At 58.7% G+C, this 23,592-nt stretch carries 17 protein-coding genes; 10 read left to right on the top strand and 7 right to left on the bottom strand.

The features are described 5' to 3' along the window. Positions 1 to 9: 9 nt before the first annotated feature. Positions 10 to 1,650 carry a Ppx/GppA phosphatase family protein gene (locus Pan97_RS11305; RefSeq protein WP_144972560.1) on the bottom strand — a complete coding sequence of 547 codons (1,641 nt, stop codon included), beginning with the start codon at positions 1,648 to 1,650 and terminating at the stop codon, positions 10 to 12. A 161-nt stretch (positions 1,651 to 1,811) separates the two neighbouring features. On the opposite strand from Pan97_RS11305, the gene Pan97_RS11300 reads away from it, so the two are divergent. The 5 genes from Pan97_RS11300 to Pan97_RS11280 all read left to right on the top strand — a co-directional run bounded on the left by Pan97_RS11300 (position 1,812) and on the right by Pan97_RS11280 (position 6,743). Next, positions 1,812 to 2,306 (top strand): SixA phosphatase family protein, encoded by a 495-nt coding sequence (locus Pan97_RS11300; RefSeq protein WP_165698707.1) that lies wholly within the window; start codon positions 1,812 to 1,814, stop codon positions 2,304 to 2,306. Between the two features lie 299 nt (positions 2,307 to 2,605). Next, positions 2,606 to 3,619 (top strand): isocitrate/isopropylmalate dehydrogenase family protein, encoded by a 1,014-nt coding sequence (locus Pan97_RS11295; protein WP_144972556.1) that lies wholly within the window; start codon positions 2,606 to 2,608, stop codon positions 3,617 to 3,619. Between the two features lie 260 nt (positions 3,620 to 3,879). After that, positions 3,880 to 4,305 carry a hypothetical protein gene (locus tag Pan97_RS11290; RefSeq protein WP_144972554.1) on the top strand — a complete coding sequence of 142 codons (426 nt, stop codon included), beginning with the start codon at positions 3,880 to 3,882 and terminating at the stop codon, positions 4,303 to 4,305. Between the two features lie 149 nt (positions 4,306 to 4,454). After that, positions 4,455 to 5,054, top strand: a complete 600-nt coding sequence (locus tag Pan97_RS11285) for a hypothetical protein (protein ID WP_144972552.1) — start codon at positions 4,455 to 4,457, stop codon at positions 5,052 to 5,054. Between the two features lie 330 nt (positions 5,055 to 5,384). Next, entirely contained in the window at positions 5,385 to 6,743 is a 1,359-nt protein-coding gene (locus Pan97_RS11280) for a TIGR01777 family oxidoreductase (protein ID WP_144972550.1), read from the top strand. Between the two features lie 74 nt (positions 6,744 to 6,817). On the opposite strand, the gene Pan97_RS11275 is transcribed toward Pan97_RS11280, so the two are convergent. Further along, the gene (locus Pan97_RS11275; RefSeq protein WP_144972548.1) at positions 6,818 to 7,981 is read right to left on the bottom strand and encodes a hypothetical protein; all 1,164 of its coding nucleotides are present in this window, start codon (positions 7,979 to 7,981) and stop codon (positions 6,818 to 6,820) included. Positions 7,982 to 8,150: 169 nt separating this feature from the next. Here Pan97_RS11275 and Pan97_RS11270 point away from each other — a divergent pair, with 169 nt between their 5' ends. Next, positions 8,151 to 9,638: a cryptochrome/DNA photolyase family protein gene (locus Pan97_RS11270; RefSeq protein WP_144972546.1), complete on the top strand. Its 1,488-nt coding sequence runs from the start codon at positions 8,151 to 8,153 to the stop codon at positions 9,636 to 9,638. A gap of 252 nt (positions 9,639 to 9,890) precedes the next feature. Beyond that, on the top strand, positions 9,891 to 10,088 hold the full coding sequence (gene rpsU, locus Pan97_RS11265; protein ID WP_144972544.1) for a 30S ribosomal protein S21: 198 nt from the start codon (positions 9,891 to 9,893) through the stop codon (positions 10,086 to 10,088). A 130-nt stretch (positions 10,089 to 10,218) separates the two neighbouring features. Here rpsU and Pan97_RS11260 read toward each other — a convergent pair whose 3' ends face one another. The 4 genes from Pan97_RS11260 to Pan97_RS11245 form a co-directional block, all read right to left on the bottom strand. Next, on the bottom strand, positions 10,219 to 10,890 hold the full coding sequence (locus Pan97_RS11260; RefSeq protein ID WP_144972542.1) for an SGNH/GDSL hydrolase family protein: 672 nt from the start codon (positions 10,888 to 10,890) through the stop codon (positions 10,219 to 10,221). A gap of 364 nt (positions 10,891 to 11,254) precedes the next feature. Next, entirely contained in the window at positions 11,255 to 12,529 is a 1,275-nt protein-coding gene (locus tag Pan97_RS11255; RefSeq protein ID WP_144972540.1) for a Gfo/Idh/MocA family protein, read from the bottom strand. Between the two features lie 149 nt (positions 12,530 to 12,678). Continuing rightward, positions 12,679 to 14,751, bottom strand: a complete 2,073-nt coding sequence (locus tag Pan97_RS11250; protein ID WP_165698706.1) for an IGHMBP2 family helicase — start codon at positions 14,749 to 14,751, stop codon at positions 12,679 to 12,681. Next, positions 14,681 to 16,159, bottom strand: coding sequence for an MFS transporter (locus Pan97_RS11245; RefSeq protein WP_144972536.1), 1,479 nt, complete (start codon positions 16,157 to 16,159; stop codon positions 14,681 to 14,683). The genes Pan97_RS11250 and Pan97_RS11245 overlap by 71 nt, the downstream gene beginning before the upstream one ends. A 481-nt stretch (positions 16,160 to 16,640) precedes the next feature. On the opposite strand from Pan97_RS11245, the gene Pan97_RS11240 reads away from it, so the two are divergent. Then, positions 16,641 to 17,189, top strand: a complete 549-nt coding sequence (locus tag Pan97_RS11240) for a DUF2760 domain-containing protein (RefSeq protein WP_144972534.1) — start codon at positions 16,641 to 16,643, stop codon at positions 17,187 to 17,189. Positions 17,190 to 17,193: 4 nt separating this feature from the next. Further along, positions 17,194 to 18,981 (top strand): Hsp70 family protein, encoded by a 1,788-nt coding sequence (locus Pan97_RS11235; protein WP_144972532.1) that lies wholly within the window; start codon positions 17,194 to 17,196, stop codon positions 18,979 to 18,981. 377 nt (positions 18,982 to 19,358) lie between these two features. Here Pan97_RS11235 and Pan97_RS11230 read toward each other — a convergent pair whose 3' ends face one another. Next, the gene (locus Pan97_RS11230; RefSeq protein WP_144972314.1) at positions 19,359 to 20,399 is read right to left on the bottom strand and encodes an IS110 family RNA-guided transposase; all 1,041 of its coding nucleotides are present in this window, start codon (positions 20,397 to 20,399) and stop codon (positions 19,359 to 19,361) included. Positions 20,400 to 20,736: 337 nt separating this feature from the next. Here Pan97_RS11230 and Pan97_RS11225 point away from each other — a divergent pair, with 337 nt between their 5' ends. Then, complete coding sequence (locus tag Pan97_RS11225) at positions 20,737 to 23,583, top strand: hsp70 family protein (protein WP_165698705.1); 2,847 nt, start codon at positions 20,737 to 20,739, stop codon at positions 23,581 to 23,583. Positions 23,584 to 23,592 lie beyond the last annotated feature (9 nt).

The raw sequence follows: 23,592 nt of genomic DNA, 5'->3' as shown, positions 1-23,592 counted from the left end.
AACTCAACTCTAGTCGCTCGAAACGCGACTCACCGCCGGGCGATGAAGCCCAAACCGGATGTCGGTATCGAACGCTTTGCAAAACAACTCGGTGCGAGATCGGGCTGCCCACAAATCGACCTCTGGGTCGCCGGTGGCCTCGATCGAAACAAAGACGTGGTCGGGATGCTTGGTGACTTCCACCTTGGAAACTTGCTGGCGGTGGCTGCGGTCGAGCGCTCCGGCTACCCGCAAGATGGCCGCCAACTGCTTGACCCGCGTCTGATCATTCTCGCTCAAACGAGTGAAGTTCGCATGCTTTTTCTTAGGATTTGCGCCACGATGGTATCGGGCCACGTTGGCCACGATTTCCAGTGCATGTCTCGAAAAGCCTGGCAGTTGGCTGTTGAGAATCAAGCTGTAGCTGTGCTTGTGGTGCTTTTCGTAGTTGATCAGGTAACCGACGTCCTGCAGCATGGCCGCCGCGTAGATCGTTTCGTCGTCGGTCTCCCGCAGATCGAACATCGGCGTCATCTGACGAAACAGGCTAACGGCCAGGTTGGCGACGTGCTGCGTGTGGATCATATCGACGCCGCAGCTCCGGGCGAACGTCGACATCGCTTCCTGCCGACGCTGCTCTTCAGCCTCTTTGTCTTCGGCCGAGCCTGGCTCAAGCTCTTCCATCATGGTCAGCATCAGCCCGTCGCGAATGCCGCGGTCGTGGATCCGCAGCGTATTGACGTCCAGACGATGCATCAGGCGGTCGATGATGGCGATGCCGGCGACGATGATGTCGGCCCGATCGGCGCTGAGCCCCGGCACGCTCTTACGTTCCTTGATCGTCATCTTGCTGAGCGTATCGAGCGTGTGGCTGACGTCGGCGCGGTGAACGCGATAACCCCACTCCATCTGCCCCACTTCGCCGCGCTGCATCATCAGGATGCTGGCCAGCGTGGTGAACGTACCGCCGGTACCAAAGAGAACCTGCGGCACAAAAGGACGCTGCTTGATCATCGGCTTCAATTCCTTATCGATGCCGGCGATCATCTTTTTCAGGCTATCCGGCGTTGTGAAGAGTTCTTCGTTGATGCCGTACTGTTCGGTGACCCGTACGCAGCCTAGCTTGGTGGGCAGGATCTCTTCGATATGGCCGCCGCAGGCAAACACGATCTCGGTGCTGCCGCCCCCAATGTCGGCGATGACGACGTTCATGTCGCGAACGTCGAAGGCCTGAGCGACGCTGCGAAACGCGAGCTGACCTTCCATGTCGGCCGAGATCACTTCGATATCGATGCCGACTTCGCTCTTGGCCCGTTCACAAAAATACCCGCCGTTGCCCGCTTCTCGCACGGCGCAGGTGGCGATGGTGCGAATATCGTAGACGCCGAAGCCTTCGGCGATTTTCTTGAACCGGCGCAGGGCACTGATCGAATTATCGATCGCTTCCGGATCGAGGTTCCCATGAACCGACAGGCTGTGGGCGAGACGCGTCGACTCGCGTTCTTCGTCGAGTACGCGATAGTCGAAACCGGCCAGCTTCTGCGCGACCACCAGCCGCATGCTGTTCGAGCCGATATCGATCGCGGCGCAGCGGACCGGTTCGTCTCCGTGGGACGTGCCGTTCTCCGCATCGAGGCCTGTCAGACGGATCTCGGTCGGTTGTTGGCTCATAGGGTCGCCATCCTTACGTCAAAAGTTCGACTAGATGCATATTCAAAAATAGAACCACACGACACAATAAGACGGCTATGCCGTTGCCAGACCGAGTTCAAGTCGGGGGCAACGGCTATAAGAATCTTCGCTTGCCACACGATGGCCGAAAGAGACCACGGATGATACGAATGATTTTGATGCGGCACGCCAAGAGTTCTTGGGAGGATGATGTCGCGGATTTTGATCGCCCTTTGAATCGTCGCGGTCTGCGAGATGCTCCTCGCATCGCTGCGGAACTATCGGATCGAGGCTGGTGCCCCGATGTGGTGGTTCACTCTGCCGCCCTGCGAACCACCCAGACCTGGGAATTGATGGCAAGCCATTTTCCCGAGGTACGCCAGGTTGTTTCCGAGAAATCGCTGTATCACGGATCTCCGTCCGATATTCGACGCGTCGCGGAATCATTGCCTGCGGATTGCGGCACCTCTTTAATCATCGGGCACAACCCAGGGTGGGAATTAGCGGTTCATCAATTGTCAAGCCAAAACGTCCGCATGACAACCGCTAACGCCGCGTTATTTGAGAATGTTGCCAGCGACTGGCAATCGGCCTTTGACGATCCCACCGCCTGGAAATTGATTGACGTGCTGCGTCCGAAAGAACTCGCCTGGTAAAGCTTGCTATTACCCTCACAAGTGGCAACACCTGCCGATGACGAGAATTTTTTCGCCTCATGCCGATTTCCTCAACAGCTACCAAGGGCATTCGCTTTACCGCAAGCGTCGTCCTTGCGGTGCGCAGCCGCGCCGCTGGTAGTTTCGCGGTGCAAGCGCAAGTGAATTGCCAAAAACAAGAGCCTCGACATGCCCTGATCGATGCCCAAAATAAGTGGTAGACAACCCTTACGCTGCCTGACCGGCGCTTTCGGACTCAGGCAGACGTTCCGGCAAAAAGAAATTTGAGGAGCATTCGCATGTCGCACCAAGTCTGTCTGCTTTCCGGCGATGGCATCGGGCCTGAAATCACCAATGTCGTGCGGGAAATCATCGACGCGGCCGGCGTGAAGATCGAATGGATTCCATGCGAAGCGGGGCTCGGGTCGTTTGAAAAAAATGGCGATCCGCTGCCGCAAGAGACGCTCGACAAGATCCGTAGTACCAAGCTCGCTCTGAAAGGCCCCTTGGCCACCGCCAGTGGAACCGGTTTTCGCAGTGTGAACGTCTCGCTCCGCAAAGAACTGCAACTATATGCCAACTACCGTCCGGCCAAGTCGCTTAAAGGAGTACCGGCTCCGTTTGAAAATGTCGACTTGATCGTCGTCCGCGAGAACACCGAAGGTCTCTACAGCGGGCTCGAACACACGGTCGTTCCCGGCGTGGTGGAAAGCCTTCGCGTGATTACCGAAGCAGGCTCGCGGCGAATTGCCGAATTCGCTTTCGAGACCGCCCGCAGCCTGGGCCGCAAACGCGTGACCTGCATTCACAAAGCCAACATCCTGAAACTCAGCGACGGGCTGTTCCTCGATACGTGCAACAAGGTCGCCAAGGATTACCCCGACATCCAGTACGACGACTGCATCGTCGACGCCGCCGCGATGAAGATGGTCCTCAACCCGCACCAGTTCGATGTGCTGGTGATGGAAAACCTGTTCGGTGACATCCTCTCGGACCTGGCCAGCGGTTTGGTCGGCGGCCTGGGTGTGACCCCCAGCGGCAACCTCGGAACCGACGCCGCCGTCTTCGAAGCCGTCCACGGCACCGCCCCCGACATCGCCGGCAAAAACATGGCCAACCCGACGGCTCTGCTGTTAAGTGCCACGATGATGCTCAAACACATGAACGAAGCGGAAGCCGCGAAAAAGATCGAAGCCTCGCTCTTTTCCGTTCTGGAAGAAGGCAAAACGCTCACCGGCGATTTGAAGGGGAGTGCCTCGACGACCGACTTCGCCGAAGCGATTATTGCGAAGCTGGATACGGTGGCGGTTTAGGGTAGGGCCATCTGTGCGCCACTGGTCTCTGGCCATTGCGAACAAGGTGCATGTTTGCCAACAGTATTTCGGTCTGAAGTTATTATTGATGTCTGCGCCCTGAATCGAATGCCTCTACACCAGCCATTTTGCAACGAATTCCGGGACTTCCGTTGGGCGCCCCTATCGGATTGGATGCGCAGACGGCAATAGGATACGGTGGGGTTTTAAGCTACCATCCTGCCGAATTTGAAGTCATTCGGCTCCATCGAGAACGCCTCATGCTTCGAGATCTCGGGCAATTCGTCTACAACCTGATTTCCGGGACGGCCGTTCATGTGATCTCGATGCTTCTCGGGTTCATCTTGACGCTCATCTTGTTTGGCAAAACCGATGAGAGCATCTTTCACCTGGTCGTGGCCGTCTTCGTTCCGTTTTTGGCATCCGGGGCGTTTATCGCGCACCGTCGACTTCGCTGGGCTCCTCTGGTCTGCGTCTTGTCGGGTACACTTGCTTTGACTGTGCCGCCGATTGCCATTTCGGCCTATTGGGGTTGGAGCTGGTCGACTCTCGGCAGCGATTATTGGTGGGTACTGACGGCGGTGCCTTGCTCGCTTCTGGGATGTCTGTGGGTGCAAAGTACCCCCAGCGCCGCTACGCAAAGTGAACTACCTGGCAGTTCTCACGCTGACCCGAATGCCGAGTAACTCGGCACGCAGGCCAATCTCTCAATTTTTTTCCAAGCGCACTATCTCACTGAAGCGCTTCGCCCCTAAATTACTCTTATCAGTCCTCGGATCACTCTCGATCTGGGTAACCAGTTCACCGTTCCACTCAACCCGTAACGAGCATCACCATGTCCCAAGCCCACGCACCATCGGATCCCTGCGGATCGTTTCCCAAAGGGAACGCCCCGCAGGTGGTGGTGCGCGCGGGGAAGACTTTCGTGTGCTCTGCCTGTGGAACGTTGGTAGAGATACCGGCCGATGTGGTCGGGCAGTTGGTCATTACGGTGGGTCCGCCGCCGCCGGATCCGCCTGACGCAGAGCTTGCTTCGCGAGAAAACCAGACGCTCGCCCAAACCTCGAGGTCGACTTCCCAATGCAAGAAGACACGGCCGCCGCAGCCCCGACGCCCTCAGCAACCGGCGCCAACCGCTTTCGCTGGCGAGATTATCGACAGACTGCGAGTTCCTTCCGCCAAACAGTTGGACCGTGCGTTCGGGTGGGTTTCGTTTCACTTGCAGGTCCTCGACCGGCAAGGAAGCGAGATCAAGCGGCTGCGGAATTTGCTGAAGCAACGAAGGGTGCCATGTCCACGTCCGCGTGGGCATGTGGATGAGGTCGCCGTACAAGCCCCAGTTGCACCTTCCCCTCAACAGCAAGCAAGATATGCCCATGAAGACGTGAGTATGGCCCCTGCAATCGATAACGCGAAAGAACGCGGGCCGCCATAAACAAACTCTTGTCCCCTCTCCCTCGCAGGGAGTGAGCTAGGGTGAGAGGTTTCTGATACGACTTTTGCCTTGCATCGCCGGATGTGTGTTTCTAAAAGAAGTGGAACTTGGATCGCGCATGCACTTCTGACAAGCGGGATTACCCCTCACCCTAACCCTCTCCCCCAAGGGGCGAGGGGATTGGAAAGAAATGCGCGCAAGCGTTGGTGATTGGGGCGTGGCAGAAACATGCTTTCGCACGCACTTTGCTGTAAAATCAGGGGGTTGGTTAACCGCTCTGACACTTAGCGGTCAGTCCGATGGAGAGTGTTCTTCTCGGAGGGTGTTGGCATGTTTACATTTCGCAGCAAAATACCTGTCTCGGTTGCCACGGCGTTTCATTGGCACGAGCAGCCCGGGGCGCTCGATCGGTTGATCCCTCCGTGGGAAGACATTCAGATCGAACAGCGCAGCAATTCGATCGCGCCCGGCAGCCGCGTCGTGCTCAAGATGCACGTGGGGGGCTTCCCGGTGCGGTGGGTCGCCGAACATACGGCGTTGGAACCGAACAAGTACTTTCACGATCGCCAGGTTTCCGGCCCCTTCGCCAAGTGGGAGCACACGCACCGCTTCCTTCCCAGCGAAGACGGCCACTGCGTGCTGGAAGACGAAGTCGACTACCAGATCCCCGGCGGCAGCCTCGGTGATCGGTTCGGCAAGTCGAAGGTCGAGAAGATGCTACTGCAGATGTTTCGCTATCGGCACGACACGACCACCCACGATTTGATCGCCCATGCCCGTTACCAGGAACGTCCCACCATGAAGATCGCCATTACCGGTGCCAGCGGCCTGGTCGGTTCGCAGTTGGGGCCGTTCCTCACCACCGGCGGGCACCACGTCGTCTCGATTTCGCGTTCGGCCGGCGAAGACACGATTCAGTGGGACATCAAAAAACAAGAGATCGACGCGGCGAAGCTCGAAGGACTCGATGCGGTCATTCACCTGGCCGGTGAAAGCGTGGCCGCGCGGTGGACCGACAAGAAGAAACAGGCCATCCGCAGTTCGCGTGTCGATGGAACCCGGCTGTTATGCCAATCGCTGGCGAAGCTTGAGAACAAGCCTAAGGTCTTGGTGTGTGCTTCAGCGATGGGATTCTATGGCGATCGCGGCGATGAGATCTTGAGCGAAGCCTCGCCCCCAGGGGATGGTTTTCTGGCCGACGTGTGCCAGGAGTGGGAAGCGGCCGCGCAGCCTGCTCGTGATGCGGGCATTCGCGTGGTGAATGCTCGTTTGGGCATTGTGCTCAGCCCCAAGGGAGGCGCCCTGGCTCAGATGCTGACGCCGTTCAAGCTGGGTGTTGGCGGCAAGATCGGTTCCGGCAAACAGTGGTGGAGTTGGATCTCGCTAGACGACGTCGTCGGTTCGCTGCATCACTTGATGATGAATGATGCTATTCAAGGGCCGGTCAACCTGTGCACGCCGAAAGCAGTCACCAACGAAGAGTTCACCAAGACGTTGGGTAAAGTGATTTCCCGCCCGACGTTTCTCCCCGTGCCAGCCTTCGCGGCGAAGTTGGCCATGGGGGAAATGGCCGACGAGATGCTCCTTTCCAGTTGCCGCATGGAGCCGAAGGTTCTCGAACAAACCCAGTACCACTTCCGCGACCCCAACCTGGAACGCTGTCTGCGGAAGCTGTTAGGGCGGCAATAAGTAGGACCTGCGTGTCGCGGGTCACAAAGTGGATACCGAGCATCCGACCCGCGACACGCGGGCTCTACCGATCGCTAGTCCTCGTCGTCCCAATTCTCCTCGTCGTCCTCGTAAGTACGCGTCCAGATATCGGCCGCGATCGGCTCGGTAATCGAGGTTTGGAATTCCCACTTCGATTGCTGCGATTCCGATCCGTTTTGCAGCTCGATCATGTCGCGGAAGACCTGCTGGGGAGTTCCACGAGACAGGGCGTCTTCCAGTTCGGAAATCCTTTGATTCCATTTTTCCCGCTGCTTGCGCATCTCGGCGGCGTCTTCGTCATCCTCGTCATCTTCCATGTTGAGAATATCGGGATAGTACTCTTCGTCGAAAACCTGCAATAGTTGTTCGCCGTGCATCCGCTCGTGAATGACGACGCCGTAACTTTGGAGATGATCCCACTCGAATGAATTGAGATCGGCCTCTTTGCGATACCGCTTCAAGGCCCGGTCGCTCATGAATTGGTGAATGGCGGTCCGCCACTGAAGCTGAATCTGGCGAACCGTCTCGTCGGTGCACTGCTCCCCATTCATCTCGGCGATGCGGCGAATCTCTTCTTCGGTCGTGCCGCCGCGTTCGATCCGCCAGTCCATTTCCCGGGCATAGGCCTTCTCGAAGTAGGTCGGAAATTCCTCCGCGGTGATCGTCGTCATGTCGGTCGCGGGTGCGTCTTCGCGGAAGCGGGCAACGATTTGTTCGACCGGCTCGTCGGGGAAAAACTTATGCGTCGAAAAGGGAGGAACATCCATGCCGTGATACTTGGTACCGCCGAAGGTCCAGCCGGTGCCATCCTGGTAACGCCGGACGACGTCGCACCAGACGCCAATCACCGGATGAGAATAAACAACCCCAACGGTCGACTGATCGCCATCCAACAGCACCCGCATCGGCGTGGCGATCTCCTGAATCACGTAGTCTTCGAGCCTGGTGAAGCCGAGGCTTTCGAACTGCTCACTCAGCGAATCGAACTGTTTGCGGTGGTCGCCCTGCACCCATTCGTCTTCGGGATCGTCCAGTTCGCTCCGCTTGGTGAGCTTCACACGGAAAGGAGGAACCCCGCCGGCCAGGCCTTGCGAAATCAAATCGCCGAGCGATTTCAGCCAACTCCGCAGCTTCCAGCGAATAAGCAAAAAGGCTACGACCACAAAGAGAATCAAACCGACAAAAACGCCGCCTACGATCTGTAAGAAAAGTTCCATGACGTCCCCCACCTGGCCGTGATGCGATTCGGTAGAATTCAGCTGTCGGCAAATTACCAACTGCCTAATGGGGATTCCAGCTTTTTCTTGAAAACCGATCGTTAATTCATTCATCCTTATCCGGTTTCATTTAACTTGAGCTCCACACTCCGTTCGAAAAGGAATTCCCTTGTCGGCCGAACTTTGGCAGTTGCGAATCAGCGATATCAACGACGCTCCGGTCAACGAAGAAGGCAAGTACGTCCTATACTGGATGATCGCCAACCGGCGAACCGAGTACAACTTTTCGCTCCAAAGGGCAGCGTGGTGGGCTGACAAACTCAAGAAACCGCTGATCGTCTTCGAGGCCCTGCGGGTCGGGTACCAGTGGGCCAGCGATCGTTTGCACACGTTCGTGTTGCGGGGGATGCTCGACAACTTAAACGCGTTGTCGGACGGCCCCGTCGTTTATTATCCGTACGTCGAGCCGAAGAAAGACGCCGCCAAGGGACTTCTGAAAGCGCTCGGCAAAGAAGCGTGCGTCGTGGTGACGGATGACTTCCCGTGCTTCTTCCTGCCGCGGATGGTGAAAGCCGTGGGCAAGAAGCTGGACGTCAAGCTCGAAGCGATCGACAGCAACGGGCTGCTGCCGATGCGGGCTGCCGATCGAGACTTTCCCCGGGCCTACAGCCTCCGGCGTTTTTTACAGAAGGAATTGCCGCCACACCTGGAAGTCGTCCCCAACGCCAATCCACTGGCAAAAAAGTCGTTTCCGGCGACCAACCACAAGCTGATCGCCAACGTGATTCAGAAGTGGCCTTCGATCGATAAACGAACGCTCGAGAGCCCGGCCGACTTCATTTCAAGCTTGCCGATCGATCATGAAGTGGGCCCGGTCGATACCTGCGGCGGATCGGTCGCCGCACGCAAGCAGATGAAGTGGTTCCTCAAGGAAGGCCTGCCGCGTTATGCCGAGCAGCGTAACGACGTCGAAAGCGAATGCGTCAGCCAGTTGTCACCGTACCTGCACTTTGGCCACCTCTCGGTGCACGAGGTCTTCCACGAGTTGACCCAACAGGAAAAGTGGGAGCCGAGCCAACTCAGCAAGAAGGTGACCGGCAGCCGGGAAGGGTGGTGGAACATGAGTTCCAACGCCGAGTCGTTCCTCGACGAAATCATCACCTGGCGGGAACTAGGCTACAACATGTGCCACCTTCGGGAAGACTACGACCAGTACAGTTCGCTACCAGACTGGGCCCAGCAGACGCTCGCCGATCACAAAGACGACAAGCGCGAACACGTTTACACGCTCGAGCAGTTTGAGAAAGCCCAAACCCACGACGAGCTCTGGAACGCGGCCCAGCGACAACTGGTGCGCGACGGGCGGATCCACAATTACCTGCGGATGCTGTGGGGCAAGAAGGTGCTGCACTGGACTAACACGCCCGAGTATGCCGCCCAGATCCTGATTCACCTGAACAACAAGTACGCCCTCGATGGGCGAAATCCCAACAGCTACAGCGGCATCTTCTGGTGCCTGGGTCGGTACGACCGAGCGTGGGGCCCTGAGCGAGAGATCTTCGGCAAAATCCGTTACATGACCAGCGACAGCGCGATGCGCAAGCTCAATCTGAAGGGGTATATGAAGGAATACAGCGGGGCCAAGCTGTTCGACTGAGGGGCGGATCGACCTGGAAAAACCGGCCCCAACTCGCCGCATTCTCTCTAAATTGACCAAGATTTGCCCAAGAATCAGGGTATACAGGGGCGATTTTTCCTAAATGGACTAGATGCATCGCTTGCTCTGGCGGTATATTACTTGTTTGACTTTGAGGTCAGGGTCTACCGGTATCTAGGTAGCACTTCCCATAAACCAATTTTTCCGGCAGCAAGTCGGGCTATCGAAACAAAGGAAATCTTTAGGTAACCAATGGTTAAGGTACTCGTTCGCGACAGGGAATCGATTCAAGAAGCAGTTCGTCGGTTTGGTAAGTTGGTCATGCGTAGCGGTCTCAAGAAAGAGATGCGTCGCCGCAAGTATTACGAAAAGCCGAGCGACCTGAAGCGTCGAGCCCGCCTGCGTGCCGAACGCCGCGCCATGAAAGAACGCTTGCTGGTTCAGGAGTAGATTTCTACGAAGAAGAAGTCGGGGGCCTGTTTAAAAGGCGTCGGCAACCTAAAGCCGCACATATAAACGACAACACCCAGTGGATCCACTGGGTGTTGTCGTTTCTTGACTACTGAAATCATCGAAGGCTTTAGTCCTTCAAGTGCGGCTCGAGCTGTTTAGTCCAGATGGCGTAACCTTCGTCGGTCATGTGCAGGCCATCGTCTTTGAACAACTCTGGCCGCGGTTTGCCATCTTCGCCGAGCATCGGGGCGTCGATGTCGATGAACTCGCAGTTCTCGGTCTGGGCACACTCCTGGGCGATCAGCTTGTTCGTCTCGCGGACTTCCTGGATCAGGTTCCAGCGTTTCAGACTTGGCTTCACCGCGATGTACAGGATCTTCGTCTGGGGCAGTTCTTCACGAATGGTCGCGACGAACTCTCGGAAGTCTTCGTGAATCTGCTGCGGAGTGTATTCTGCGGCAACGTCGTTGTCCCCTGCGTAGACGACGACCGTGCGTGGTTTGTACGGCAGGATGATCCGGTCAGCGTAGTAAACCGAGTCTTCCAGACGCGAACCACCAAAGCCGCGGTTCACCGCCTGCAGCTTGGGGAACGACTTATCGAGATCCCACATCCGAATGCTGCTGCTGCCCACAAACACAACGCCGCCTGGCTTGACCGGATTCTCCTGATCCTTTTTGGCGAACTTGTCCATGTCGCCTTGCCACTTGGCAATGCTCTTGGGCACGTCCTTGTCGGCAGCGAAACTCATGACCGTGAGTACCAATACGAGAGAGAGACTGGAGAGGAAACGAATCATGAAGTGAAGTCCGATGGAGGTATGCAATGCGAGAAGAGTGATTTCGTCAACGCGGAGGCAAAAGAGGGATTAGCCACAGAGGGCACAGAGTTCACGGAGGGAAGATTATTTGACCACGGATTACACGGATAGCACAGATATAAATTCGAGTGGACGGAGTTGACTCCTTTTATCCGTGTTCATCCGTGAAATCCGTGGTTGGTTCTTTCTTCTCTCCTACTCAGTATCCTCTGTGATCTCTGTGGCTAATCAACTTCAAGAATCAAAGTGGTAACGGCAACGTCAAGAAATCCTGACAGCGTTTATCCCAAAAGAAAAGCGGGAACGAGTGGATCCCGCTTTTGCGAAATGAAACTGACGGCGATTAGCCAAGCACGTACGGTGCGCGGTGGGCTCGGTGGGTCATTTCGGCGGCTTCGTCGTCGCCGGTGATCTTTTCGGCAACCGGATCCCACTCGATCTTGCGTTCCAATCGGCAAGAGATATTACCCAGGTGGCAAGCGGTGGCCGTGCGGTGGCCGATTTCGACGTCGCAGATCGGCAGTTCGCGGGTTTCCATACAAGTGAGGAAGTTCTTGTGATGGTTGTTGCTGTCGATCAGGTGAATGTCCGAATCCTTCAGCTTGATCGCACCGATTTCCTCGGACGACGGCTGGAACACGCCACGGTTGACGTAAATTTCCCCCTTGTCGCCGATGAAGCGGGTACCCATCTTGATGTCCTTCTGGCCCTGGCCGACGATCATTTTCACGCCGTCTCCATAGTCATAGGTGATGCGACAAGCTTCGGGCACTTCGTGGTAGCCTTCCGGATGATACTTGACCTGCTCGGCATGCACCGAGAGCGGGCCGCTATCGTCCTTACCCATTCCCCAGTGGGCGATGTCGATGTGATGGGCACCCCAGTTGGTCATCTGACCGCCCGAGTAATCCCACCAGAAGCGGAAGTTGTAGTGAACCCGCTTCTCGTTGTACGGACGAAGCGGGGCTGGGCCGAGCCAGAAATCGTAGTTCAGATTTTCCGGTGCTTTGCTATCAGGCGGCAGTTTACCGGGGTCGTTCGCGTTGGCGATCCCGACATGCACCGTATGAACCTTGCCGATGTAGCCGTTGCGAACCAGTTCGCACGCGCGGCGGAAGTTGGACGACGAACGCTGCATCGAACCGGTCTGCACGATTCGCTTGTTGGCGCGGGCCGCTTCGACCATCCTGCGACCTTCGTTGATCGTCAGCGACAGCGGCTTTTCGCAGTAGACATCTTTGCCTGCTTCACAAGCGTGAATGGTCGTGATCGCATGCCAATGGTCCGGCGTGCTCACGACAACGGCGTCAATGTCTTTGCGATCCAGCAGCTTGCGGTAGTCGCCGAAGACGTCGACCTTGCGATCCTTTTTATCGAGCACGATCTTCGCGGCATTCTCGGCATGCTTTGAGTCGACGTCGCACACGGCCACGGCGTTGTCGAGGAACTTGCCCAGGTTGCCTCGGCCCATGCCGCCGACACCGATGTGACCGGTGAGCACACGATCGTTGGCACCGAATGCGGTCGAAGGGATAAACATCGGAGCAGCCGCCAAACCGGCAGCCGCGCTGGATGTTTTCAGAAACGTACGACGCGAAACGCGATGATTAGCTGTCATGAATTCCTCTTTTGCTTGAAAGCGAATGAGCCTCTTCTGGCCGCGGCTGGAAGGCAGGAGATTCAGGCGGGGCGGTAAACTTCTTATAATAGCTGAAATTGGTTATCGCGCAAAGTCAAAGAAGGCACCACTACCAGCGGGTTATTGGATTAGTCCAATTCTTCCCACACGCTGTGACAGCCGTCGACCGCCTCAGCATACTGTAACAGCCGCCCATAAAACGAGTTACCACCAATCGTCGAACTGTCCCCCACGACGATCAGCTTTCGCCGAGGCCGCGTCAGGGCAACATTCATGCGACGCGTATCGAGCAAAAAGCCGATCTCGCCGGACGTGTTCGAACGGACCAGCGAAATGATCACAGCTTCGTTTTCGCGTCCTTGAAAACCATCGACCGTGTCCGCCTCGACTCCCTCAGGAAGCAGATTCCGCAGACGCTGGACCTGGGCGGCATAAGGAGAGATGACCGAGATGGCCGCGGGAAGAATGCCTGCTTCGATCAGCTGCGTGGCCTTCTTCGCGACGAACCGCGCTTCGGCATCGTTATAGCGGCTGGAGGTGGCATCGTCCTCTTCCTCCATGAAGTCAGCTCCGGCCGTGTCGTAGAACTGCCACGGCTTCGGATCGACGTAGACGGCATCGTTGAGCAGCGGCTGCAGGTCATGCGACGCGACCGAGTCGTCCGCTTCCAACTGGCCATCGTAAAACTCGAGGCTGCTGAAATCCATGATCGACGAGTGCATGCGATATTGCCGTTTGAGCAGTCGCGCGATCTCAGGCCGCTTTTTCACCAGCCGCTGCTGCATGCTTTCGGCGTAGCCGGCGCTGGCCGCTTCCTGCGATAAGATCGTTGGCGGAAGCTGGCAGTGGTCGCCGGCGAGAATGACGCGCGAGCTTCGCGAAAGCGGGATCCAGCACGCTGGCTCAACTGCCTGACAGGCTTCGTCGATTACCGCCGTATCGAAGTTGCGTCCGGCGAGCAGGTCGTCGTCGATGCCGGTCAACGTGACGCATAGCACCTGGGCACCTGTAAGAATCTGATCGAGCGTTTGCCGTTGAATGCGCTGGGCATCGTCGAACAGCTGCCGGGCTTCATCCCGCAAAGCGGCGCGTTCGCCAGGGGCTGGTTTGGCCCGGGTATAACGGCCGGCGCTGCGCAGCTTTGCCTGAGCATCGCGAATGAGCTTATCGGCCAGCTTGGCATCGGCGTGCGAGCGCGCCAGGTAATCGAGCGTCGCGTCGTGCAGTTGCGCCGAAACACGAGCCGGATGCCCGAGCCGGACGGCATTCACCCCTTGAGCCATCACGCGGAGCATGAGGTTATCGACCGCCAGGTTACTGGGAGCACACGCGAGGACCTTTTCGCCTCGGTCGACGAGCCTACGAATCAGATGGGCCAGCGTGACCGTCTTGCCGGTGCCTGGCGGACCGTGAATGATGGCCACGTCTTCGGCTCGCAGGGCGTTGTCGACGGCGTCCCACTGCGACGGGTTCAAGCTACGCGGCGCGTCGCCGGTACTGGCCGATGCATCAAACCGCGGGGCCGCTTCGCCGAGCAAGACGTCGCGCAGCTCGGCCAGGCGATTGCCTGTCGCGCTGGCGGCTCGCTTCAGGGCAAACTCCATACGGCGTCGCGTGACTTCGTCGTCGCTGGGAATCAAGTTGAACGGGTCGTCGTCGTTCTCGAGAAAGTCTTGCGTGACGACTTCGATCGAGCCGTCGCGTACCGAAGCGACGAGCCCACGAACCTGGTTTTGTTCGACGTCCTGCACGATCACCGGTGAGCCGGAGCGAAAGCGATGTGGTGGTAGCGAGGCTCCTTGGGTCTTAGGACGGAACTGGCAGATCACCCGACCGGCCAGAGCCGACCACTGCTCGTGCAGCTTCAGGCCCCTGAGGAGACCTTCCTTCTGCTTGCCGTCGGCCAGACGCTGTGACTCTTCCTTCGCTTCCAGGGCCATCCAGCGGCGGAAGTCCTGAAACAGGGAGGGCCATTCGATTTGGTCCGGCTCGAAGAATGCGTCGACTTCCGGCAGCGTTTCGCGAAGGGTCTTCGCGGCCCGCTTCGCGCGGTCCTCGGCGACCTCCACGCTGGCCTGGCGGCGGATCAGATCGATCGCGCCGATTTCCTTGCCGGGGATATCGGCCTGTTCAATCAGCAGTTTGAAGAGCTGGTTGCGGTTGGTCCCCGGTGGAAGTCCCCGTAAATGGAGCCGTGCCATGAGTGGTGCTTTGCGGATGGGAGTGCTTGCTGGGGTCCGCCACCTGGTCTCGTGCGGCGGGCGGGGTCGCGAAGAAGCACGCAACCGCCTGAACGAACAACATGGTAGCAAACAACCACAACACGGAGTCATAGCTACCGAGAAGTTCTTTCCCCTGGCTCATCAGAAACGGCCCGGCGGCGCTGCCTCCGACGATCGTCATCATCTGAAATCCTTTGATCTTCCCCAAGTGGGCCCGACCAAAGTAACGTGCCAAAAGTGAATTCGATCCGGCAGCCGAGACCCCTTGAGCCACGCCAAACGTCAAGCCATAAACACCGGCCATCCAAACCGAGTCGATCGACAGATAGACCAGCACGCCCACGCCCAGCAGTACCGAGCCGGCAAACAGCAGGTAATTCAACTTGAAATAGTCGGCCAGAATGCCTCCGAAGAACTGGCAACTGGCCATGCTGATGGCCATCGTCCAGAAGACGACCTGTGCGTCCTCTTCGGTGAGGCCTCGACTTTCGACGTAGGGGATCACCATGAACATCAGGGCCGTGCCGATCATGGCCCACATCGTCATAAAGGAGAGCACAATCCAGAACGACCGCTCGGTGAGCGCTTCCCCGAGGGTCAGCTGCGGCATCATGAAGAACGACCCGCGACTCTCAGGCTCATCGTCCTTGCGAGCAGCGTGCTTCTCGCCGTCGGGCAGCTGACCGACTTCTTCGGGATGGTTGCGGAAGACGAAGATCAGCAGCGGAAACATGATCGCCCACACGCCGACGCCCAGCGCGAAGTAGGCCTGCTGCCAGCCGAACCAGTTGATCAGTGCGATGGTAATGACCGGAAACGTTCCGAACGCGATCGGTGCGGACAGGTTGCGAATGCCATTGGCGAAGCCGAGCTTTCGCTGAAACCACATGTCGGCCGTGTTGGTCGCCAGCAGTGTCAGCGAGCCTTGCCCGAGCGTTCGTATCGCTAGGAATGCGACGAACAGGGCATACGGTCCTTCGACCTGCGACATGAACATGCACGCCAATCCGAACAGCACGATGACCAGAGTGATCGTCTTTCGCAGTCCCCATCGATCGGCGAGTGCTCCGATCCAAGGGACCGGAAACGCGGCGAGGATGGTTCCCCACAAATAGGCGGTGGTGACCGTCACGATCTCGGCGTCGATCAGTTCTTTGGTCAGCACCACCTCTTGGCCGGGGTGAGTGCTCTTGTACGTTTCGGTTGCCAGCGAAGTGGCAATATGTTTGTTGAACAGGGCCACGCCGTACGTCTGACCAGGGCTGGTACAGTACTGAGCGACCATCGCGACTCCCAGCATGACCCAGCCATAGAAGAAAGGGGTCGCTCGGACGAGCGGATCGCGTCGCAAAGAAGCTGCCTCAAGCGAGGCGGCATCGGTGGCCATAGTGGAGGGTTGCCTGAATTTGTTCTAGCGGAGGTAAGCAGGCGAATCATTGCCTGCGCGGACTCATATACTAACAACGGGCCCGCAGGTAGGAAACGTCTAATGAGCGCCAGGTTCACCCTATTTTCTAGCACTCAACATTACGCCCGTAAGTGGCATTACCGTTGGCATCTTCGCCAACAAAAGCAGGCCAATTGCAAGCAGTGAACATTGCCGATACGTTGGAACGTCTCGGACACCCGTCTGGGTGTGACTTGTGGTGCTAAGGGCAATCCTGGGTGCCATGCTCAAGCCTTCTTGAGCGTGCTCTTCATCTTGTCCCCTCGCCCCTTTGGGGAGAGGGTTAGGGTGAGGGGCGAACTGGGTACCCGCTTGCCAACCCTAACCCTAGCCCTCTCCCTTGGGAAGGGAGAGGGGACCGGAAAGTGAAGAGCACGGCACCCGTTGTACTTGTAAATCATCCAACCACAGCGTGAAGTGAATGAGCCGAATTGGTTTAGCTTTCAAGCTCTTTTTTCAAATACTATTTAATTCTGAAGTCGCCGAGCGAGCCGAGTCTCTCTCGCTGCCTGCCCCGAAAGAGCAGGAAAAGAAACCGGCGCCTCCTCCTCCGCCACCACCTCCTCCGAAGCCCAAGCCACCGCGGCCCGATGGCATCGACGCGCTTGTGCTGCTGGGAACCTTGCAGCGCGAGGCCCGTTTTCTCGATCTCTTTCAGGAAGACTTGAGCGAGTACGACGACGCCCAGATTGGTGCCGCCGTACGTGACGTGCAGCGCGACACCAAGGCCACCCTCAACCGGTTGTTCGCCATCAGTCCGGTGCGCGACGAAGAAGAGGGAGGCCGCATCGATCTGCCAGAGTCGTTTGACGCCAGCGAAATTCGCCTGGTCGGCAACGTGCAGAACGAGAAGCCCGCCGGCGGCACGCTCGTGCATCGCGGCTGGAAGGCCACCAAGTGCGACGTTCCAAAGTTCAACGGCACGCTCGCCCAGGCCCAAGTCCTCAATCCGGCAGAAGTGGAGGTCTAAGCGCATGGGGGCGAAATATGTCATCGGCGTCGACCTCGGCACAACCAACAGCGTCCTCGCCTACAGCGACCTGGAAGCCGAACAGCCGGTCGTCCAGCTGCTAGAGATCCCGCAACTGGTCGCGGCCAGTACCATCGAGAACCGCAAATCGCTTCCCTCCTTCTTGTACCTCGCCACCGAGGCCGACCAGGAAGGGGGCAAGCTTGGGCTGCCATGGGGCGATAGTCAATCGTACGCCACCGGCGAGTGGGCCCGGCGTCAGTCGGCCGATACGCCGGACCGTACGGTCGGCGGAGCGAAGAGCTGGCTCTCGCATCATAAGGTCGACCGGCAAGGCGCGATCCTGCCATGGAACGCGCCGGAAGAGGTCGGCAAGATCTCGCCCGTCGAAGCATCCCGGCGGTACCTGCAGCACCTGGTGGCGGCGTGGAACGAAGCCCAGCCTGAGCATCCGTTCGCCGATCAAGCGGTCGTGCTGACGGTGCCAGCTTCGTTTGACGCCAGTGCTCGCGAGCTGACGCACGAAGCGGCCATCGCCGCAGGCTTCCCGGCCGACTTCACCTTGCTGGAAGAACCCCAGGCCGCGGTCTACTCGTGGCTCGGTCACATGGGGGACAAGTGGCGCAAGGCCCTAAAGGTGGGCGACAAGCTATTGGTGTGCGACGTCGGTGGCGGTACGACCGACCTGACGCTGATCACCGTTGAAGAGGAAGCGGGCGAACTGGTCCTCAAACGGATGGCGGTCGGCAATCACCTACTGGTGGGCGGCGACAACATGGACCTCGCCCTGGCGTTTCATGTGGCCGAACTGTTCCAAGAAAAGAACGTCACGCTCGATCCGTGGCAGTCGGTATCGCTATGGCATAGCTGTCGAGCCGCCAAGGAACAGTTGCTACAAGAGGACGGACCCGACAAGCATCCGGTCAGCATCCTGGGACGCGGCAGCAAGCTGATCGCCAAGACCGTTTCCGTCGACGTCGAGCGCGAGCCGATCAAAGCGATGCTGCTGGAAGGGTTCTTTCCCGCATGTGCCGCAACCGACAAGCCCGAACGAGGATTCGTCTCCGGCTTTCAGGAACTGGGCTTGCCGTTTGAATCGGACCCGGCCGTCACGCGGCACCTGGCCGAGTTTTTGGCCCAGCATTCCGAGAAAGCGGGCAGCGCGATCCACCCGACGCACGTGCTGTTCAACGGTGGCGTCTTCAAGAGCGAACCGTTTCAGACGCGCTTGATGGAAACGATCGCCTCGTGGCAGCCGGATCAGCCTCCGCAGCGTCTGGAAGGGGATCACGACCTCGACTACGCCGTCGCGCGCGGTGCGGCGTATTACGGCTTCGCGAAAGAGAAGGGGGGCATTCGTATCCGCGGAGGAACGGCCCAGGCCTATTATGTCGGGATTCAAACTTCCGGCCTGGCAATCCCCGGTGCGCCGCGTCCGCTCCATTTGCTCAACGTCGTGCCAATCGGCATGGAAGAAGGGACCGAGACCGACGTCCCCAGCGCCGAGGTCGGGCTGGTGGTCGGCGAGACCACCAAGTTCCGCTTCTTCTCGTCGCCGATTCGCAAAGACGACAAGCCGGGGCAGATGATTCAGCGGTGGGACGAAGCCGAGATTTCCGAGACCGACAGCCTGGAAGCTTCGTTACCGCGCGACGACAAGATTAACGAGCCGTACGTCCCGGTCACCTTCCACAGCAAAGTGACCGAGCTAGGCATGCTCGAACTATGGTGCGTCAGCAGCAAAACCTCCGGCCGCTGGAAACTCGAATTCAACGTCCGCGAAGAGGATTAGGCTGGTTCAATCAACGCAAGCAGGATTTTAGCCACTGAGGACACAGAGAGCACCGAGGGAAGGAAGAAGAGCAACCACGGATTACACGGATGGGCGCGGATAAGAAAGATGATCGAAGTCGGGTGGCCCTCTATGAAGACAGACTCGTTGTCAAGTGTTTTCACCGGTGGTTCCCTTCCTCTATCCGAGCGTTTCCCGTGGTGGGATAGCCCCTGTGGGTGTTTTCGAAGTAAAGGGGAAGGCTGCCCTAACCAGAGACGAGCTTGAGCCCAGGGCCACCTCGAGCGTACCTTCCCGCCGGAACAGGTGAATGCTTGACCAGTCGCTTCTTTCGAAGGATCTCCCAGAGTTCTATCGAGTTGTGGGGATTCCTTAATTTAAACGGCTTGCTCTAAAACGCGATCCGCTTGGGGCGTTTCGCGGCGTAGTTCGTGGTGCAGCCAGCGAACCCAACGATTGGCGACCGCCGCGACCACCACGTTCTTCGGTTTGCCTCGACTCAGCATGCCGGTCGCTAGCTTGGTCCATGGGCCACTTGTTTGTCGAATCAGTCGATGCCCCAATTCGATCAACACAGTCCGCAGGTCGGGGTTGCCGGCCTTGATCAGTCCTGCATCTGCCTGACGTTGTCCACTGCTGGCATTGCGAGGCGTCACTCCGCAGAACCGAGCCAGTTGCTTGCCACGCGTGAAGCGATCGAAGCGACCGATCTCGGCGCGAAGCGTAACCGCCGTCACCAGCCCCACGCCGGGCATTGTCAGAAGCTTCGCAACGACCGGATCGTCTTCGACCGTGTGCCTGATCTTGGCTTCCACAGCACGGATGCGACGCCCCAGGGAAGTCAATTCCTCGAGGTGGTCTTCCACAAGCCACCGGTCGCTTGGTGCCAAGTCGTCTGTTTCCTGCAGCCATGTGAGCCACTTCTTCGTCCAAGGCGTGCCGCCCGGTGAAGGCACCCGGTTTTCTCGTAAAAGCCCACGAATCCGCAGTTTAACGTCCCGCCGCCGCCGCACCAATTGAGCCCGATGGCGGACCAGGCGTCGCAGTTGCCGCGTTGCTTCGGGGGCCAGCCACACGCTCGGCAGGTAATTGACGCGAGCCAGATCGGCCAGCAGTTGGGCATCGGCCAGGTCGGTTTTGTCAGGCGAACGCTTCATCCGTGCGACGTAGCCTGGATGAGCCAGCTGCACCGGCAAATTGCGATGGGTGACCAGTTCCTCGGCCAGATCGGCCGCCCCGCAACAGGCCTCGATCGCCACGCGTTGCGGCGTGCCATGCTGCAACGCAAAGCGGGCAATCAAATCAGCCTCATTCCGCACCGACCGATTCGCCAGCGTCCGCCCTTCCGAATCCAAAACACACACCTGAACCAAATCCTGATGGTAATCAAGCCCGACGAAAGTTGGTAAACTAGACATCGCTCGTTGCTCCTTTTGGGTTTATGGGTTACTAACACACTCGTAGTAAACCCTAGGAGCAACGGGTCTTCATCCCTATCCAGAGAGCTATCTCTGGGTCGGCTTTAGCCGACAAGCGGCTCATGAATGGACGTGACTCAGAATAGAAACAATCTATTAGGTTCAGGCCACATGTATTAGCCGCTTGTGGCCTGCGGCCACCCAGAGATGACTCTCTGGGCCAAATAAGTCTTTCTTATCCGTGTTCATCCGTGTAATCCCTGGTCAAAAAACTCTTCCCTCCGTGCTCTCTGTGCACTCTGTGCACTCTGTGGCAAATCAAGAAATCACTCTCACCATGTCAATCGTCAAAGCAACTTCCGCCCAGCGGCCCGGCGACGAAGAGGAACTTCCCAGCCGCTATCTCGTTGGCATCGACCTGGGCACGACCAACTCGGCCGTGACGTTCCTCGATACGCAGACCGAAGGCGCGAAGATCGAGACCTTCGCCGTCCCGCAGGTCATTGCCCCGGGCCAGATCGAAGCACGCACGACGCTGCCGTCGTTTCACTATCAAGCGGCCCAAGGGGAGTTCGCCCAGGATGCACTTCGCTTGCCGTGGAGCAAGTCGGACGAGACGACCGCGGTCGGCAGCTTTGCCCGCGATCACGGTACCAGCGTCCCTGGCCGGATGATCAACTCGGCCAAGAGTTGGCTCTCGCACTCCGGCGTCGATCGCACGGCGGCGCTGCTTCCCTGGCACGGCACCGCCGACGTCGAGAAGCTTTCGCCCGTCGAAGTGAGTAGCCGCTATTTGCAGCACGTGCGGCGGGCATGGAACCATCGGTTCAAATCCGAGCCGCTCGAAGAGCAAGACATCGTGCTGACGTTGCCGGCTTCGTTCGATGAAATTGCCCGCGAGCTGACCGTCGAAGCGGCCAGGCAGGCAGGGCTCAACCGAGTGGTTCTCATCGAGGAACCGCAAGCCGCGTTCTACGACTGGCTGGCCAAGCATGCCGACAGTTGGCAGCAGCACGTAACGCCAGGGCAGACGATCCTGGTGTGCGACATCGGCGGCGGCACGAGCGACTTCACATTGATCCGTGCCCGGGCCGGCGAAGAGAACCTGGTGCAGTTCCATCGCGTGGCGGTTGGCGAGCATTTGATCCTCGGCGGCGATAACCTCGACCTGGCGCTGGCCCATCATCTGGAGCAAAAGCTCTCACCCAAGGACAAACTGCCGGCCGATCGCTGGTCGATCCTGGTGCGTCGCTGCCGTCAGATTAAAGAGGCCTTTCTCGGACCCGACGCCCCGGAGTCGCAGACGATAAGCTTGCCGGCGCTCGGTTCCAAACTGATCGGCGGTGCGCTGCAGTGCGAGGTCACGCGAGCCGAAGTCCACCAGGTGCTGGTCGAAGGCTTCCTGCCCGATTGTGAATTGACCGACGTGCCTGATACGCGGACCTCTGGCTTTCAGGAATTTGGCTTGCCGTATGCCCCCGACGCGGCCATCACCCGCTGGCTGGCGCACTTCCTGCGAACGCACAATGAGGTGATCGAAGAAGAAAACCGCCACGCGAGTGGAGCGGTTCGTCCCGATCTCGTTTTGTTCAATGGTGGCTTCTTCGAATCGCCTGTCCTCAAGCAGCGTCTGCTGGACGTACTGACTCGTTGGTTCGCGAAGGACGACGCCAATTGGCAGCCGGTGCTGCTGGAGAACCATCATCTCGACCTGGCCGTCTCGCGCGGAGCGACCTACTACGGCCAGGTCCGCCGCGGCACAGGCGTGAAGATCACCGCCAACCTGGCCCGCACCTATTACATTGGGATCGGCAGCGACGGCTCGCTGGACGCGATGTGCTTGCTTCCGGCGACGACTGAGCCAGGGCAAGAGATCGACCTTGATCTGACCTTTCAGCTGCGCGTGTCGGAGCCGGTCGAGTTTCCACTGTTCATTTCCAGCACGCGCCTGATCGACGAGCCAGGACAACTGGTTCCGATCGATCCGCAGCAGATCAAAGCCTTGCCGCCGATCCGTACCGTGCTGCGGGCACGGCGACGCGCCGAAGCGGAAACGATCCCCGTGCATCTGCACGCCAAGCTGACCGAGATCGGCACCATCGAACTATGGTGCGCCCAGGTCGATAGCGATCGCACCTGGCGACTGCAGTTCGACATTCGTAGCGCCACGCAAACCGACGTCGCCGCGCACCAGTCGGCTAAGGAAGCGGAAGGGATGCTCGATGAGTCGCTATGGAACGACGCGGCTCAGGTACTCAATGAAACGTTCGGCAACGAGGCAACCCGCAAGCCGCAGCCGTTGATCAAAGATTTGGATGCGGCTTTGGGGATGGGCCGCGACGAGTGGCCGACTTCGCTGCTGCGGCGAATGTGGGAACACCTGATGGACCTGGAGTCCGGCCGCGGCAAAAGTCCCACGCACGAGTCGCGCTGGCTGAATCTCACAGGCTACTGCTTGCGGCCTGGGTATGGCCTGGCGCTCGACGACTGGCGAGTCTCCGAGACGTGGAAGCTACTGCAAGGCAAGGTGCTGCACAACGACGATAACTGCCGCAATCAGTCGCTGATTCTATGGCGACGGATTGCCGGGGGGCTCAATCGAGGACAGCAGCTAGCGATCGCCGAACCACTTCTGGTCGCGACCCGCGCGATGCACAAGCGCATGACCAGCGGTGGCGGCGGAACCACAGCCGCCGCGACGTTCACTCCGCAACAAGCGATCGAAGCGTGGCGTCTGCTGGGAAGCTTGGAACTTTTGGGAGCCCAAGAGAAAACCGAGATCGGCCGCATGCTGGTCGACCTGTTGGGCAAGAAGAAACTGGAACCGGCCCGCGGAGCGATGGCCTGGACGATCGGCCGACTGGGAACCCGCACGCCGGTATACGGGCCGCTCAATACGCTGGTCCCGAAAGAGATCGCCGCCCAGTGGCTCAAAGCGATCACCACGCAGAAGACGACCGACCGAGCCGACCTACTGGCCGTGATGCAACTAGCCCGCCGGACCGACGACCGCTACCGCGACCTGGCCGAAGGTGCCCGCGACGAAGCCGCCGCGTGGCTCGAGAAGCAGAAAGCAACCGAGCACTGGGTCCGCATCGTGCGGGAAGGGGGTCAGCTGGATGAAGAAGAACAGTCGCAGATCTTCGGAGAGAGCCTGCCGACCGGTTTGACGCTGGTGCGTTAACCCTACGGG

This window comes from Bremerella volcania (assembly GCF_007748115.1).
In the GTDB taxonomy this organism is placed as follows: Bacteria; Planctomycetota; Planctomycetia; order Pirellulales; family Pirellulaceae; genus Bremerella; species Bremerella volcania.
Note: the sequence above shows the minus strand (reverse complement) of the source record. Positions and strands in the feature narration are given on the sequence as shown.